At 63.1% G+C, this 15,096-nt stretch carries 14 protein-coding genes; 8 read left to right on the top strand and 6 right to left on the bottom strand.

Going from position 1 to position 15,096, the window contains the following annotated elements:
- Positions 1–61: 61 nt before the first annotated feature.
- Together ABI660_RS01610 and ABI660_RS01605 are read right to left on the bottom strand one after the other, a co-directional pair.
- Entirely contained in the window at positions 62–256 is a 195-nt protein-coding gene (locus tag ABI660_RS01610; protein WP_348064270.1) for a DUF2905 domain-containing protein, read from the bottom strand.
- Positions 257–353: 97 nt separating this feature from the next.
- Entirely contained in the window at positions 354–1,628 is a 1,275-nt protein-coding gene (locus tag ABI660_RS01605) for an SAM-dependent methyltransferase (protein ID WP_348064268.1), read from the bottom strand.
- A gap of 65 nt (positions 1,629–1,693) precedes the next feature.
- Between ABI660_RS01605 and ABI660_RS01600 the strand changes: the two genes are divergently transcribed.
- The 8 genes from ABI660_RS01600 (at position 1,694) to ABI660_RS01565 (ending at position 8,622) form a co-directional block, all read left to right on the top strand.
- Positions 1,694–2,488 (top strand): SDR family oxidoreductase, encoded by a 795-nt coding sequence (locus tag ABI660_RS01600; RefSeq protein WP_348064266.1) that lies wholly within the window; start codon positions 1,694–1,696, stop codon positions 2,486–2,488.
- Positions 2,489–2,528: 40 nt separating this feature from the next.
- A complete protein-coding gene (locus ABI660_RS01595; protein ID WP_348064264.1) occupies positions 2,529–2,900 on the top strand; it encodes a dihydroneopterin aldolase in 372 nt (123 codons plus the stop codon).
- A gap of 44 nt (positions 2,901–2,944) precedes the next feature.
- Positions 2,945–3,865 carry a tRNA 2-thiocytidine(32) synthetase TtcA gene (gene ttcA / locus ABI660_RS01590; protein ID WP_348064335.1) on the top strand — a complete coding sequence of 307 codons (921 nt, stop codon included), beginning with the start codon at positions 2,945–2,947 and terminating at the stop codon, positions 3,863–3,865.
- Positions 3,866–3,896: 31 nt separating this feature from the next.
- Positions 3,897–4,520, top strand: coding sequence for a DUF4136 domain-containing protein (locus ABI660_RS01585; protein ID WP_348064262.1), 624 nt, complete (start codon positions 3,897–3,899; stop codon positions 4,518–4,520).
- A 186-nt stretch (positions 4,521–4,706) separates the two neighbouring features.
- Complete coding sequence (locus ABI660_RS01580) at positions 4,707–5,348, top strand: histidine phosphatase family protein (protein WP_348064260.1); 642 nt, start codon at positions 4,707–4,709, stop codon at positions 5,346–5,348.
- Positions 5,348–6,475: a DSD1 family PLP-dependent enzyme gene (locus tag ABI660_RS01575; RefSeq protein ID WP_348064258.1), complete on the top strand. Its 1,128-nt coding sequence runs from the start codon at positions 5,348–5,350 to the stop codon at positions 6,473–6,475. Before ABI660_RS01580 ends, ABI660_RS01575 begins: the two co-directional genes overlap by 1 nt.
- 67 nt (positions 6,476–6,542) lie before the next feature.
- Positions 6,543–8,267 carry a lysoplasmalogenase family protein gene (locus tag ABI660_RS01570; RefSeq protein ID WP_348064256.1) on the top strand — a complete coding sequence of 575 codons (1,725 nt, stop codon included), beginning with the start codon at positions 6,543–6,545 and terminating at the stop codon, positions 8,265–8,267.
- A 115-nt stretch (positions 8,268–8,382) separates the two neighbouring features.
- Entirely contained in the window at positions 8,383–8,622 is a 240-nt protein-coding gene (locus ABI660_RS01565) for a hypothetical protein (RefSeq protein WP_348064254.1), read from the top strand.
- Between the two features lie 34 nt (positions 8,623–8,656).
- Here the strand turns inward: ABI660_RS01565 and ABI660_RS01560 are convergent, their stop codons facing one another.
- The 4 genes from ABI660_RS01560 to ABI660_RS01545 all read right to left on the bottom strand — a co-directional run bounded on the left by ABI660_RS01560 (position 8,657) and on the right by ABI660_RS01545 (position 15,083).
- Complete coding sequence (locus ABI660_RS01560) at positions 8,657–9,397, bottom strand: hypothetical protein (RefSeq protein WP_348064252.1); 741 nt, start codon at positions 9,395–9,397, stop codon at positions 8,657–8,659.
- Between the two features lie 1,905 nt (positions 9,398–11,302).
- The gene (locus ABI660_RS01555; protein WP_348064250.1) at positions 11,303–12,976 is read right to left on the bottom strand and encodes a rhomboid family intramembrane serine protease; all 1,674 of its coding nucleotides are present in this window, start codon (positions 12,974–12,976) and stop codon (positions 11,303–11,305) included.
- A 150-nt stretch (positions 12,977–13,126) separates the two neighbouring features.
- The gene (locus ABI660_RS01550) at positions 13,127–13,852 is read right to left on the bottom strand and encodes an ABC transporter ATP-binding protein (protein WP_348064248.1); all 726 of its coding nucleotides are present in this window, start codon (positions 13,850–13,852) and stop codon (positions 13,127–13,129) included.
- Between the two features lie 4 nt (positions 13,853–13,856).
- Positions 13,857–15,083 carry an FtsX-like permease family protein gene (locus ABI660_RS01545; RefSeq protein WP_348064246.1) on the bottom strand — a complete coding sequence of 409 codons (1,227 nt, stop codon included), beginning with the start codon at positions 15,081–15,083 and terminating at the stop codon, positions 13,857–13,859.
- Positions 15,084–15,096: the final 13 nt, after the last annotated feature.

Below are 15,096 nucleotides of genomic sequence, written 5' to 3'. Positions count from 1 at the left end.
ATGCGGCCCTGCCAGCGGAATATGAGCGGTCAACTACGGTTTTTAGGTTCAAAGGGCCCGTTCAAATCAACTGGCTGATCAGGCTGGCCACCAGGCTCAGCACGATGGTGGTTGTCAACGGGATGAACCACTCCCGCCCAAACAACCTGAAACGGAAATCACCCGGCAGTTTGCCAAAGCCCAGCTTGTGCAGCACGGGCGTGAACCAGCTGATCAACATCAGCGCCAGGAAAATCACCAGCATCCAGCGAATCATGGGGGCTAGTTTAGGGGCAAGCGTCTTGCGCCGCGCTGCCGGGTTGTTGCGAGTTGCAGTGGCTCTCCACAAACCCCTCCCGAAGCAGTGCAACCCGCTACAAAGTGTGGCTCCTGTCGCCTTGCCCAAACCCGATAGCCTGCCATCCACCCCATGGGCAGGCCTTCGAGTCAACAGCAAAGGCGATGACCTTGAACAACTCGCCCATCTCATGCTCGTTGACGAGTTTTTGCACCATGGCGCGCTCGGCCAGCGGCGCGTCTTCCATACCGTCGAGCAGGCCGCAGTTCAGCAGAAAGCGCGCCTGGCTGGTGTAGCCCAGCACCTGGAAACCCGCCTCCTGCCCGGCCAGCGCGATGCCGCTGAAGTTGACGTGGGCCGTGATGTCTTTTTCGCCCACGTCCTGCAGCGCATCGGCATCGGCCAGGTGACCGCGGTGGCACATGACGGTGCCCATGCTGCGCTGCGGGTGGTAGTACTCGCGCTCGGGGAAACCGTAATCAAGCAAGAACACTGCACCGGCCTGCAGCCGGTCCGCCAGTGTGCGCACAAAGCCTTCGGCTTGCGGGTGGATTTCGGTCAGGTAGTCGTGGCTGCCCGCTACTTCCAGCGGTGGGCGCAAGGCGGTGAGCTGGTCGGCGTAAAGAAAAGCATCGTCCTGCGTTTCCCGACGGGCCGCCCCCAGGGAAACACGGCCACCCTCGGGGGGCAGCGCATCAGACGAAGTCGAAAGCGTGGGGGCCGACGAACGTAGCGACGGGCCGCCCCGAGCAAGTTCAGTCCCCTCGGGGGGCAGCGCCGTACGCGAAGCGACAAGCGTGGGGGCCATGACAACGCCCCGCTCATGCCAGACGCCGTCCACGCGGGCCAGCAGCTGTACCGGCATGGCGTCAAGCACCTCGTTGCCGACCACCACGCCCTGCATCTGCGCCGGCAGCTCGCTGACCCAATGCACGGTGTCGCCCCAGGGGGCCAAGCGTTCGCGCTGGCGCGCCTGCAGGCTGCCCGACAGATCCACAATGGTGTAACGCCTGAGCTGCGGCCCCAGGACCTGCAGCAGTTGCTCTGCCAGCGCGCCCGAACCGGCCCCGAATTCCCAGACCTCGGCGGTGCCGGTGGCCTGCAACGCCTGCGCTACCTGCCGGCCCAGCGCCTGGCCAAAACGCGGCGACAGCTCGGGTGCGGTGACAAAATCGCTGCCCGAGCCGGGCATCAGGCCGAATTTTCGCGAGCTGCTGGCGTAATAACCCAGGCCAGGGGTGTACAGGGCCAGGGCCATGAAGCGGTCAAAGCCGATCCAGCCGCCGGCGCCGGCAATGGCCCCGCGAATGGCGTCGGCCAGGGTGCTCGTTAAACTAGGGGGTGTCGTCATGCGGGAGGTGCTCACCCCCGGATTGTCGGCGATTGCCCTGCCTCCGGCCCCCAAGTACCCACCCCATGAAACCAGCGTCCCCCGCTCCTGTTGTTCTCGTTACCGGCGCCGCCAGGCGGCTGGGCCGCGAGATCGCGCTGGCGCTGGCGGCTGGCGGCTGGCGGGTTGCCGTGCACTACCGCAGCTCAGAAGAAGACGCTATTAAAACAGTAGCTGACTGCGCCCGGCTGGCGGGGGATGCAGCCTCTTTTCGCTTGAATCTGGACGACGAGGTAGCTGTCCGCGGTTTGTTGCCCCAAGTGGTGCAGCACTTCGGCCAGGTCGATGCAGTGGTCAACAATGCGTCGGTCTTCGAGCATGACAGCACGGCGAGTTTCAGTTTTGCAGCGCTTGAAAAACACATGCGCAGCAACACGGGCGCGGCCATTTTGCTGGCGCAGGCGCTGCACGCGCATGTGAGCGAGCGCCAGGCAGCGGAGGGTGCCGCTGCGCAAACCGGCCGGTTTGCGGTGGTCAACCTCCTGGACCAGAAGCTCTGGAACCAGAACCCCGATTTTTTCAGCTACACGTTGTCCAAGGCGGCGCTGGAAGCGGCCACCACCATGCTGTCCATCGCCCTGGCGCCGCAGCTGCGGGTGGTCGGCGTGGCACCGGGCCTGACACTGACCAGCCACTTGCTGAGCAAGGAAAAATTCGAAGCCCTGCACAAACTCTCGCCGCTAGGCCGCTCGTCCAGCCCGGCCGATGTCGCGGCCACCGTCAAGTTCGCGCTGGAAAATGCTTCTCTCACCGGCACCACGCTGCTGGTCGATGGCGGCCAGCACCTGATGAAATTCGAGCGCGATTTCTCACTCATGTGAGCGCGCATTCCTACACACCCACGGCAGGCCGACACAGATCATGTTCAATACACGGGGCAACCAGATACTGACGCTGACCGGTTTGCGCTTTGACGCAAACCTGGGCATTCTTGACCAAGAGAAGACCGCGCCGCAGCCCATCCAGGTGGATGCCGAACTCAACCTGGGCACGCAGCCCCTGCTGCCCAGCGACGACGACATTCACCATGTGCTGGACTACCGCAAGGTGCGGCAGATCATCATCAACGAGTGCCGGGCCGAACATGTGAACCTGCTGGAAAGCCTGATCGGCAAGCTGGCGCACCGGCTGATGCAGTTGCCCGGGGTGCTGGGCGTGCGGGTGAAAATTGCGAAACTTGAAATTTTTGAAGACTGCGAAGTAGCCATTCGCGTCGAGACCGGGCAATGGTGAACCAGATGGATGGAAATGACATGAGTGCCGTATTGAACGATGTGATGAACGACGCAGCCGAAGCTGAGAGCGCAGCCGCCGCCAAAACGGCCGGCATGAAAATCGAGCGCGAGGAACACAAGCTTGAAAAGCGCCTGTGCCGCGAAGTCGGCCGCGCGATTGTGGACTTCAACATGATCGAGGAAGGCGACAAGGTCATGGTGTGTGTGTCGGGCGGCAAGGACAGCTACGCCATGCTGGACATCCTGCTCAAGCTGCAAAAACGCGCGCCCATCAACTTCGAGCTGATCGCCGTCAATCTGGACCAGAAGCAGCCGGGCTTTCCCGACCACATCCTGCCGCAGTACCTGGAAAAGCTCGGCGTACCTTTTCACATTGAAACGCAGGACACCTACAGCATCGTCAAGCGCGTGATTCCCGAAGGCAAGACCATGTGTTCACTGTGCTCGCGCCTGCGCCGCGGCATTTTGTACCGCGTGGCCGAAGAGCTGGGCGCCACCAAGATTGCGCTGGGCCACCACCGCGACGACATGCTGCAAACCTTCTTTTTGAACATGTTTTTCGCATCGCGCCTCAAGGGCATGCCACCCAAGCTGGTCAGCGACACGGGCAAACATGTGGTGATCCGGCCCATGGCCTACGTGACCGAGAAAGACCTGATCAAGTGGGCGCAGGTGCGCGACTTCCCCATCATTCCCTGCACCTTGTGCGGCAGCCAGCAGAACCTGCAGCGCGTGCAGGTCGGCAACATGCTACGCGAGTGGGACAAGAAGTTTCCGGGCCGGCTGGAGAACATGTTCACCTCGCTGCAGAACGTCGTGCCCTCGCATCTGATGGACGGCAAGCAGCACGACTTCAAGGGCATTCGTAGCACTGGCATGCCAGATCCGGACGGTGACAAGGCCTTCGATGCGGACGATTTTTCCGAACCGGTGCGGCCCGGACTTGCCGTGGTGGCGATGTAAATTTTTTGAACGATTCATGCCTGGAGGCCTTATGAAACGAGCGCTGACAGCTATTATTTTTGTAGCAATCTTGGCTGGCCTGCTGGGCGGTTGCGCGAGCACCCGCGTCGTTGACAGCGAAGTCACCAGCTTCGCGCGCTGGAGCCCGGCACCGCCGGCACCGGGCAGCAGCTACCGCTTCGAACGCCTGCTCTCGCAGCAGCAGCCCGATGCGCCGCAAGCCCGGCTCGAAGGCCTGACGCAGGCGGCGCTGGCCAGGGTGGGCCTGCAGCACAACCCGCAGGCTGCCAGCTTCAGCGTGCAGGTCAGCGCCAGTTCGCAGCCAATGCTGCGTTCGCGCTGGGACGGCGGCTACTACCCTTACGGTGGCCCCAATGTTTTCATCGGCAGCGGGGTCGGCAGCGGCGGCGCAAGTGTGGGCTTCGGCTTCGGTTTTCCGCTGGGCGGCATGGACCCGCCGCTGTACCGCCGCGAAATCAGCATCGTCATGCGCGAGCTGCGCAGCAATGTTGCGGTGTATGAAACCCGTGCGGTCAGCGAAGAGCTGTGGCACGACAGCGACCCGGTGATCTCGGCCATGCTGGACGCCGCCCTGCGCGGCTTCCCCGTGCCGCCGGGCGGCCCGCGCCGCGTCAGTGTGGAAATACCCAGATAGCGATGTTGGCCCCCACGCTCGTCACTGCGTGTACTTCGCTGCCCCCCGAGGGGGCCGCTGCGCCTGCGGCCCGGCGAAGCCGGTTCCGCGGCCCCTGCTTGAAGGGGATGCCGTCCCCACGTTCGTCCACTGACTTTCCGTTCGTCCCGAGCTGGTCGAAGGATGCCTCTAACTGGGCGCTGCACCATGAGTGAATCTGCGCGCGTACTCGCGATTCGCCATGGCGAGACCACCTGGAATGTGGACACGCGCATCCAGGGCCAGCTCGATGTCGGCCTCAACGACACCGGCCGCTGGCAGGCCAGCCGCCTGGGGCAGGCGCTGGCGGAAGAGCCGGTCAGCGCCATCTATGCAAGCGACCTGGGGCGGGCCTTTGAAACAGCGCAGCATGTGGGGCAAGCGACCGGCGTGCCGGTGGTGGTCGAGCCCGGCCTGCGCGAGCGGCATTTTGGCGAGTTCCAGGGCAAGACCTTTGCAGAGATTGAAGCCGTGCTGCCCGAGCAGGCCAGACTCTGGCGCACGCGCGACCCGCACTTCGCACCGGCTGGCGGGGAATCGCTGCTGCAGCTGCGCGAACGCGTGGTCGCTACTGCCGAGAAACTGGCGGCACGGCACGCCGGCGAACTGATCGTGCTGGTTGGCCACGGCGGCGTAATGGACGTGCTGTACCGCGCCGCCACCCGGCTGGACATCCAGGCACCGCGCACCTGGGCGCTGGGCAATGCGGCCATCAACCGCCTGCTCTGGACGCCAGACGGCTTCACGCTGGTCGGCTGGGCCGACACCCAGCACCTCGACGACGGCACGCTTGACGAAACCACTGCCTGATGCACCTGTTGTCTGACCTGCTGGGCCGCCCTGCCGCGGCCATCGACACACCCGCGCTGGTGATTGACCTCGACGCGATGGAGCGCAACCTGGACCGCATGGCAGCGTTTGCAGCACAACACGGCGTCAAGCTGCGGCCGCACGCGAAGATGCACAAAAGCGCCGTATTGGCCAAGCTGCAGATGGCACGCGGCGCGGTCGGCGTCTGCGTGCAGAAAACCTCCGAAGCCGAGGCGCTGGCGGCGCTGGGCGTGAACAACATCTACATCAGCAACGAGGTGGTCTCGCCCTTCAAGCTCAAACGCGTGGTCGCCGTTGCCAGGGAGTTGCATGCCCTGGGCGGCCAGCTGGCCATCGCGGTGGACAGCCTGGAGGGCCTGCGCCGGCTGGCCCAGGCGGCACACGGCCAGCAAGCACTCCTGCGCGTGTTCATCGAGATCGATGTCGGCCAGGGCCGTTGCGGCCTGGCACCCGGTGCCGGCGCTGTGCCTCTGGCCGAAGAAATCGCGCGCCAGCCCGGGCTGCAGTTTGGCGGCTTGCAGGCCTACCACGGGCGGGCCCAGCACCTGCGCACGCTGGCCGAGCGGCAGCAGGCGATCGCGCAGGTGATTGCCCATGTGCAGGCCACACGGGCCGCGCTGCAGGCAGCGGGCCATGCGGTTCCGCTGGTCACCGGTGCCGGCACGGGCACCTTCTTGCTGGAAACGGCGAGCGGGGTGTATGGCGAGTTGCAGGCAGGTTCCTACCTGTTCATGGACCGCGACTATGCCGGCAACGAACCCGACCCCGAACAACCGACCTTTGAACACGCGCTGTTTGTCAAAAGCCAGGTCATGAGTGTCTGCGCCAGCCACGCGGTGGTGGACGCCGGCCACAAAAGCCACGCCATCGATTCCGGCCTGCCGGCAGTGCACGGCCTGGCGCTGGAATACGCCAACGGCGGCGACGAACACGGCATCCTGCGCGGCGCGACGCTGCCGGTGCTGGGCGACACGGTGTGGCTGATCCCGGGCCATTGCGACCCGACCGTCAACCTGCACGAGCATCTGCTGGGCGTGCGCGGCGGCCTGGCAAACGGAAAAGTCGAGCAGATCATCAGGGTTGATGCCAGAGGTGCAATCACTTGATGGGCCCCACGGTCACTCGCTGCGTCCAGGGCCTTCCCACTTGCGCCGTGTCAGAGGACAATCAGGCATGACCCCTAGCCAGATCATCGTCCTTGCCACCCCGGTTTTCTTCCTGCTGATCGCGGTTGAATTCGCCTGGGGCTACGCCAAAGGCCGCAACACCTACCGCCTCAACGACGCCATCAACAGCATCAGCCTGGGCATGTTGAGCCAGATCAGCGCGGTGTTTACCCGGCTGTTTCGCATTGGCATCTACACCGTCATTTATTCGTCGGTGGCGCTGTTCCCTGACGAAGCTTTCTGGACCACCTGGTACGGCTGGCTGATCGCTCTGGTCTTCTACGACTTCTGCTACTACTGGCTGCATCGCGCCGGCCATGAAAGCGCGGTCTTCTGGGCCGCGCATGTGGTGCACCACCAGAGCCAGGACTACAACCTGTCGACCGCGCTACGCCAGACCAGCAGTGGTGCGCTGCTTGGCTGGATTTTTTATGTACCGATGGCGATTGCCGGCGTGCCGCCGCTGGTCTTCGGCGTGGTCGTGCTGATCGACCTGCTCTACCAGTTCTGGGTGCACACCGAACACGTGCCCAAGCTCGGCTGGTTCGACCGCTGGTTCTGCTCGCCTTCCAACCACCGGGTGCACCACGCCGTCAATGACAACTATGTCGACCGGAACTACGGCGGCATCCTGATCATCTGGGACCGGCTCTTCGGCAGCTTCCACGAGGAAGACGAGAAATGTGTTTACGGCACACGCAGCCCGCTCAACAGCTGGGACCCGTTATGGTCCAACGCCGAGGTGTACTGGGCCCTGGCCAAGGATTCCTGGCATGCAGAAAACTGGGGTGACAAGTTCCGCGTCTGGTTCAAGCCCCCCGGCTGGCGCCCGGCAGACGTGGCTGCGCGTTTTCCGAAACCGCCTTTTGAGATCAACCGGCTGGAGCGTTACCACCCGCCGCTGAGCCGCACTGCAATGTGGTTTGGCGCCATCCAGTTCGTCGTGCTGCTGCAGGGGGTGGCGCTGTATCTGTGGCATGCCGAGAGCCTGCCTGCATCCCAATCAGCCATCTGGCTGGGCATGCTGGCCACCGGGCTCTGGGCTGTGGGTGCCGCGCTGCAGGGGCGCCTGAGCATGACCGAAGTGCTGCTGATCGAGGCCGCAGCGCTGGCAACCGCAACCGGCGCCCTGGGGCTGGTCGATCTGCACCGCGTTTTCAAGCCCCTGGCGCTTCTAATTGCTCTTGTTTTTATAGCTTCTCGCGCTTATCCCATAAGGGCTACAGGCCGATTTGACTTGTTTTTATTGGCCGGACTGGCATGTTCCCTTGCCGGCGATGTCTTTTTGATGTTTCCCGGTTTTTTCATTCCGGGTCTGCTGTCTTTCCTGGTGGCGCACCTGTTTTACATCGCCCTGTTCAAGCTGGATTTGCCATGGTTTCCGAGCCGACGGGCACTCATGGCCACGCTGGGAATCGGCGCGCTGATGTACGCCTTCCTGTTCAACGGGCTCAGCCCGGTGCTGCGCGTCGCCGTGGCCGCCTATGTGGTGGTAATTGCACTGATGGCTGCACAAGCCATTGGCCGGGCCACCGTGCTGCGCGACAAGGCCTCGCTGGGTGTCGCCCTTGGCGCAGGCTTCTTCATGTTGAGTGATTCGCTGCTGGCGACCAACAAGTTCGCCCAGCCCTTGCCCATGGCGCAGCTGTGGGTGCTGGGCACGTACTACATCGCGCAGATATTGATCGTGCACAACGCGCGGCCTGCCACTTCAGGGCAGCGGGCGAGCTGAACGCACAGCCGCAACGCGCATTTTTCGGCGATAAGGAAGTCCATCCGTCGGTGCAGGCCTACAGATGGCAGGCCCCTGGATTCATATGCTTTTGCATTTAAACAGGAGTTTTGTCATGCAAAAGCAATCTACCGACCGCCACCCCATCAGCAACCTTGAATATGACTGGATCACACTGATGCAGAACAAGGCGCAAGCGCTCATGGCTTACGACCAATACATCAAGGACGCGGAACAGGCTGGCTCCGCCGAATGCGCCGCATTTTTTAGGAAAGTCCACGACAGCGACAAGGCTCAGCTGGCCGAAGCGAAGAGCCATCTGGTTGCCGTGCTCCAGGGAAAAATGGGCAGTTAGGCCCGACGGTCCCGCCCGGGATGTGACGAAACAGTCAGTCTGCCTGACACCACCGGCCAGACGCCGGGCACACACTGGCCGGTGCGCCGTTCAGTAAGACCTGCTCATCGCCCAGTAGCAGGGCGGTTGAAGGGTCAATGTCGAAGCTGATCCCCAGTGCCTGCCCAAGAGCGCCATTTTCAATGGGAAGCTCCCAGGTCAGGAACACCAAACTGCAGTCCCGGCCGGGTGGAAAATCTGCCGTGTCAAAGCCGCCGCTGCGGCGCTTGATCACGGCATGCGGTTGACCCGTATCGAAGACCACCACTGTGCCCCGGCGCAGGGGGATGCGAAGACCAATTACCGGAAAATGCAGGTCCAGGCCGATGTCCTCGCTCAGGAAGAGATTGCAGAAGGCCGCAGCGCCATACTGCGCACCATCGTGGTGGTACCTCGCACCGCGGCAGGCCATCAGGGCGACGTCGCAAGCTGCAAGTTCCTCGTCCAGGCCCAAGGTACGCATCCAATCCGACACCGCCTGCACGCAGTGCCGGTAGTCCGACCAGCGCGCTCGCGCTCGCGCCAAAGGCAAGGGCTCGACGTCGCCGGGTTCCAGTTCCAGGTGTAGCGAGATCTCCCTCTCCCAATCAGCCACCAGCCTGGCAGGAGGCGCAGGTACATCGACCGTGCCCGACAAAATGACATCACTCACGCTCCGGCTGCGCATGGCATCGCCGCTGCGGAAGTAGGCAGCCAGGCTGTCCCGCAGGCGGGGGAGTTGAAGGGGGGCGCTCATCTACACCCAGTGTAGTCAGGCAAATTGGGTGATTGGGGATAGCCAAAGTACCGCAATGACCCGAGAATGGCCACCTTGCGCCGAAATCGCGACGGCGACTTTGTCAAATTCAATATACCTATATAAACACGCAGTCAGTCGAGCTAACTCCATGACTACAAACATCTTTCTAGATTTTCCCGAATCGTGTTATCTGACGAGGTGCCTTGTTATTCCGCACTTTTGCGGGGTATATCAAAGCTAGCCACTCATGTTTAAAATGCCTTGCCCGTACTGCTCTGCCTCGGTTAATGTGTTCTCGAGCGACTGGCAGTCGCAAAGAAGCGCCAAAGTTAAGCTCTGTCCATTCTGTGGCAGAGAAGTGGAGCTGGCTTTTAGTGTCAAGCGGTACGTCCCTGTTCTTTTTGCGCTGCTCGTCGCAGGCTGGCTCTTGGTGGCGCTCTTCGGGCTTTCATCAAGACATATCGGCAACGCTATAGCGTTCTCCTTTGGCCTCGCACTGCTCCCCAGCATGTATCTCCGAAAAACTCGGTAATGGCTGGGCTAACCCGTCATTCCAGCGAACTGCCTTCGGCAGCCGCTGGATTCCAATGTTAAACCGCATGCACAAGTGTCCTTGGTGTGGTGTGACCGCAATTTCCAGTCTAGCCGTGCGCTGGTCTAGTCGCTCCTCACCGGCAACTTGTCCCAAATACAGCAAGCTGTCGCACGTCCTCGCTAGTACTTCGAGCGGCATCTTTTCGGTAGGGCTTGTGTTGGTTTGTTGCGCCGTTGTCGCCGGTCTCTTTGCGGAGTCCTATTTGGTAGGCGCAGCCGGTGCCGTCGCGGTTGTCGCCTACAACGTTTGGGCTTGGGGTCAAGCGGAACTCTTTCCAATTTCCTCTGAAAGCGCCAGCACTGCCGCCCAGGTCAGTTGGTGGTTGCTTGCTTTGGCCGTGTTGGCGAAAATCTTCTCGTGATGGAGATGCATCCATTCAGTCGCAGCTCCAAGCTCGCTGAGCGGTTTAACTGGTTGACCCAGTGTCTGCAACCTACGGCTTCGCAGGCGTCGGGCCGCCCTTGGCTACGAAGCCATCTTGTCTAAAGCGCACCTTGGACTTATTCCTAACACTAGCGGCCGTGCTTTTCCAGAGCGTCTTGCTGTGGCGGATGTTGCTCTGCGCACTGGCCCTTTCCGGGGTTTGGTGGGCATTGGATCAGATGCTGGGGTTCAGTCCCATTTGGGTGAACTGGATGCCTGTTTTCATTGGGGCACTCTTGGGCGGCTTCTGGTACTGGCGAGATCCTCCGCCACCCCCGCCGCCGCGCCCGGCCCAAGCACCGTCCGCGCGCACGGCATTTCTGGGCGGTGCAATGTGCTGGGTTCTTGCTTTCGCGCTCTGGTACGCATTGTCCGAAGGATTAGATAATGTTGTTGCGCTTCCTGCCGCGATCCTGGCCGCGGTGTTTGGGGCGGTCTGTTTTTGGATTGGTAGCGAAGCGCGCAAATCCGGCACTCGATCCCCGAGCGGCGGCGATGCGCCCTAACAGGTCGCATATGGACTCCCCACAACGGCAAGAGGCTGACCGATAGATTGGCTGTTGAGGAGGCGCCTGCAGTCGTATATCCGGCATCTGAGGTGGACTCTGGTGTGGTCCGTGCCGCCTTTCGATAGCCTCAGGACAGGCCATGGAATCTGCGTCACCGAGGCGCCGGTCGATACAACGGCAAGCAAGCTGCCGGAAGAAGTATCGGCGTTAATCGGTGTGAGGTGAACCCGGCTGGCCCTGAGCCAAGTCCTAACCGCAATGATCGCAATGCGTGGCGGCCTGTATGGGTTGTAGGCACCTGTTACATCGCGCAGATCATGTTCGTGCACAAACACGCGGCCTATGGAACCGGTGCCGCAGGCACCCGAGCGCGCATCACTTTCCAGGCTTTTTGATCTGGTCCCGCTCGGACGAACGCGCCTTGATGAGTTTCAGCTCTTCACCCATGGCCTTGAATTTGGCCTCCAGCACGGGGTCGACCTGGCCCGGGTTGTTCGCCCGGGTGACTTCGATCTGCATCATCGCCACCAGCAGGCTGTTGCCTCGCTTGATGTCATTTACCAGCGGCGCCGCCCTGTCGTGGGGCGGCACATTCAGAGGCTCGAGTTCGCGTTCCACTTTTTGGTAGGCCGGCAGATGCCGTGTTTCGATCGCCTGGACAAACTGCGCCGTCGTCAGCTTGCCGGTACTCGCCGCCTTCCCGTCTGCCTGTAAGGCTTTCTCTGCGGCTTGCAGGTCCGGCAGGATACGGGCCAGGCCGGCCTGAAACTCGAACAACTGGCGGTGATGAACCTTGGGTTCCGGCGTCGTCAGAACCAGGCCGGCCACGGCCACCGCTGGCAGCAGCAGGCCTGCCATCACCGTGGCCTGCAGCCGCCGCGAGCTCTGCGTCTCGTCCATTTTTCCAGCGAGCAACCAGGCCAGCAGGCTACCGGCTACCAGGCCGCCTATGTGCGCGGCATTGTCGATGCCTTCCTTGGTAAACCCCTGACCCAAGGCGTAAACCAGAAAAACTGCCTGGCTCGTCATGACGTTTTTGCTCATCACGCCTGGGATGCGGCCGCGATGCCGGTACATCGCCATCAGGAGAGCACCGAGAACACCGAACACCGCACCGGACGCACCGACAGACACCGCCTGCTGCGCAGAAAAGTGAAGGCTGAGCGCGCTGCCCACCAAGGCACTGGCGAAATAAATCATGAGAAATTGAACATTGCCGTAGAGGCGGTTCAGCTGCTTGCCAGCCTCCCACAAGCCGAACATGTTCAAGGCAATATGCAGCACGCCGGCGTGCAGGAAAGTCGCGGTCAGCAAACGCCAATACTGGTGGTCTTCCACCACAGAGGCCGCAGAATTGGCGCCCCAGCGCAACAGGTCAAGCGACAGGGGCTTGAATGCGCTGACGCCAGAGACGACATTGGCAAGCCATACACCCACGTTCAAAGCAACCATCAGGTACAGCGCCCAGGTCACGGGTGTCATCTCGCGCAGGCGAACCTCAAAGTCCGTGGCCGCCCGGAGTTCTTCGATGCGCGCCTCGGCAGCCTTCAATGCCTGGGTGCCGCCGTAACGGTGAAACGCTTCGAAGACTGCCTGGACAGCAGCGCCATGGTCCTTCTTCCTGATTGCGGCCAGCGGGATTCGGAGTTCGCGTTTCTTGCCAGTCAACCGTGAACCCTGCAAGGACGTGCTAGCGCCCGGAGCCAGAGACAGCACGATGTGCGTGTGCCCCTGGACCGACTCTTCACGCACATCGGCAATGTCGTTCCAGGACGGCTTCCTACCCTTGAGAAAATGTGCCCTGATGCCACGGGGCCCGACACGCAGCGCGGGCTGGTTGCCCAGCAGCTGGCGGCCCAGAAGCCATGCCATCCAGGCCGTGACGGCCGCACCGGCCAGAAGAATCCACGACATCTTGCGATCCGGGCCCAGCAAGGCAAAAGCCAGCAGCAGCAAGACAATCACGACGAGAAACATCGTCACCCCGCCGGTCGTGCTGCGCCATGAAGCGTGAAACTCGCGCAATTGAGCGCCGGTTGAATCAACCATGTCCTTCCCTTGTTTTTTCTTCCCACCAAAAAATTCTACCGTGTCCCTGAAACCTGCTTTCAATAAGCCTCTGCCGCAGCCTGCTGTCTGGCGCAGATGCTGAGCGTAGTACACAACGCCCCTCTGGCCGCCCGCGCGCCTGAGGACCGCTCAGGCCGGTGCGCGAACGACCGCTTCGTCACGCGCAATACGCCCGTCAATGAGCTCGACCAGCCGGTCGCAGCGGGCAGCCAGGCGCGGATCGTGGGTGACCACCACAAAGGTGGTACCGAGTTCGGCGTGCATGCGCCGCAGCTGCACAAAGACCTCGTCGGATGAGGCGGTGTCGAGGTTGCCGGTGGGCTCATCGGCCAGCACCAGTGCCGGCTCCATGACCAGTGCCCGGGCAATTGCCACGCGCTGCTGCATGCCGCCCGACAACTCGCCCGGCCGCTTGTCCATGGCCTTGGCCAGACCCACCGAGGCCAGCAGCGCGCGGGCATGCTCGCGCTGCTCCGCACTGACGTGGCCGCCCCGCATCAGCGCGGGCAAGGTGACGTTTTCGAGCGCGGTGAAGGCTGGCAACAGGTGATGAAACTGAAACACAAAGCCCAAGGTGCTGCGCCGCAACATCGTCAGGGCTGCATCGTCCAGGCCGTGCACCTCTTCGCCCAGCAGCCGGTAGCTGCCGGCCGTCATGCCCTCCAGCAGGCCGACGATGTTGAGCAGCGTGCTTTTGCCGGAGCCGGAGGGGCCGATCAGCGCGATGAATTCGCCGCGCTGCACCTGCAGCGAAACGCCGTGCAGCACCTCGGTCTCGCTGGGCAGGCCCAGGTTGTAGCTCTTGCGGACCTCGCCCATGTCGACCAGGGCGCGGGAAGCGGGGGCAGCCGTCATGGGTTCACATCCGTATCGCCTGCGCCGGGTCCAGCGCCGCAGCGCGGCGCGCCGGCGCCACTGCGGCCAGCACACCACACACGGTGGCGATCAGCGCCACCTGCAGCGCCGTGGCCAGCGGCAGGCCAATCACAAACAGCGGCAGCCCGTCAGAGCCGCGCACAAATTTCGTGAACAGCCAGATCATGAGCACGGCCAGCGCAATGCCGAGCGCCGAGCCGAGCGCGCCCACCACCGCGCCCTGCACCAGGAAAAGCCGCAGAATCTGCCCACGCGTGGCGCCCATGGCGCGCAGGATGCCGATCTCGCGGCGCTTTTGCACGACAGACACGACCAACACGCTGGCAATGCCCAGCACCACCACCACCAGCACCACCCCGCGTATCAGCGCGGTGCTGACCGACTGGGCGTTGAGGGCGGACACCAGTTGCGCATTGCTCTCCTGCCAGCTTTCAATCTTGTAGGGAAACTGCTGGCGCAGGTCCCTGGCCAGGTCCTGGGCCAACCAGACGTCTTTCACGGTCAGGTCCAGGCTGGTGGCGCCGCCGGGCAGGCCCAGCAGGTTCTGCGCCGCGCGCAGCGGCACGATGACGGTGCGCCGGTTCAGGTCCTTGATGCCCAGGTCTACCAGCGCGGTGACACGCACCGAGTCGCTGACCAGGCCGGTCTGCACGGTCAGGCGGTCACCGACGCGCACGCCCAGATCGGCCGCAAGTTCACGGCCCACGATGGCCTCGCCCGGCGCCAGCCGCGCGGTGCCGCTGATCACCTTGCTGCGCAACCCGACCACGCGGTCGTAGCGGTCCAGGTCCACGCCCATCAGTGCAATCGCCTGGGTGGCTTCGCCGCGCAGGGCCAGGCCGGCACCCGAGACCATGGGTGACACGCCGGCAATGGCGGGCAGGGCTTCGAGCAGCGGCACCAGGGCCTGCCAGTTGGCGACGGAGCGCAGGCGCTGCGCGCGCGGCTGGGTGTCGGTCAGCGCGGTGGTGCCCGGCGCGGCCGGCCAGGCGGGCGTGACCACGTCGTCCGGCGCATGCACGCTGATGTGCGCCTGCGCGCCCAGGGTCTTGGTCAAGGTGCTGCCCTGCAGGCCGCTGATCAGCGCTGAAATGTAGGCAATGACCGCCACGCCGGCCGCCACGCCGACGATGATGAGCACGGTCTGCATGCGCCCCTCGCGCAGGAAACGCAGCGCCACGCGCCATTCAAAACCAAGCCCGGGGATCATGCGGCGGCAGGCG

This window comes from Polaromonas sp. (assembly GCF_039930745.1).
Taxonomy (GTDB): Bacteria; Pseudomonadota; Gammaproteobacteria; order Burkholderiales; family Burkholderiaceae_C; genus Polaromonas.
Note: the sequence above shows the minus strand (reverse complement) of the source record. Positions and strands in the feature narration are given on the sequence as shown.

Excerpts from the sequence above, each read along its gene's own strand:
- ABI660_RS01610 (WP_348064270.1), bottom strand. The coding sequence starts at position 256 with ATGATTCGCTGGATGCTGGTGATTTTCCTGGCGCTGATGTTGATCAGC.
- ABI660_RS01605 (WP_348064268.1), bottom strand. The coding sequence starts at position 1,628 with ATGACGACACCCCCTAGTTTAACGAGCACCCTGGCCGACGCCATTCGC.
- ABI660_RS01600 (WP_348064266.1), top strand. The coding sequence starts at position 1,694 with ATGAAACCAGCGTCCCCCGCTCCTGTTGTTCTCGTTACCGGCGCCGCC.
- ABI660_RS01595 (WP_348064264.1), top strand. The coding sequence starts at position 2,529 with ATGTTCAATACACGGGGCAACCAGATACTGACGCTGACCGGTTTGCGC.
- ttcA (WP_348064335.1), top strand. The coding sequence starts at position 2,945 with ATGAACGACGCAGCCGAAGCTGAGAGCGCAGCCGCCGCCAAAACGGCC.
- ABI660_RS01585 (WP_348064262.1), top strand. The coding sequence starts at position 3,897 with ATGAAACGAGCGCTGACAGCTATTATTTTTGTAGCAATCTTGGCTGGC.
- ABI660_RS01580 (WP_348064260.1), top strand. The coding sequence starts at position 4,707 with ATGAGTGAATCTGCGCGCGTACTCGCGATTCGCCATGGCGAGACCACC.
- ABI660_RS01575 (WP_348064258.1), top strand. The coding sequence starts at position 5,348 with ATGCACCTGTTGTCTGACCTGCTGGGCCGCCCTGCCGCGGCCATCGAC.
- ABI660_RS01570 (WP_348064256.1), top strand. The coding sequence starts at position 6,543 with ATGACCCCTAGCCAGATCATCGTCCTTGCCACCCCGGTTTTCTTCCTG.
- ABI660_RS01565 (WP_348064254.1), top strand. The coding sequence starts at position 8,383 with ATGCAAAAGCAATCTACCGACCGCCACCCCATCAGCAACCTTGAATAT.
- ABI660_RS01560 (WP_348064252.1), bottom strand. The coding sequence starts at position 9,397 with ATGAGCGCCCCCCTTCAACTCCCCCGCCTGCGGGACAGCCTGGCTGCC.
- ABI660_RS01555 (WP_348064250.1), bottom strand. The coding sequence starts at position 12,976 with ATGGTTGATTCAACCGGCGCTCAATTGCGCGAGTTTCACGCTTCATGG.
- ABI660_RS01550 (WP_348064248.1), bottom strand. The coding sequence starts at position 13,852 with ATGACGGCTGCCCCCGCTTCCCGCGCCCTGGTCGACATGGGCGAGGTC.
- ABI660_RS01545 (WP_348064246.1), bottom strand. The coding sequence starts at position 15,083 with ATGATCCCCGGGCTTGGTTTTGAATGGCGCGTGGCGCTGCGTTTCCTG.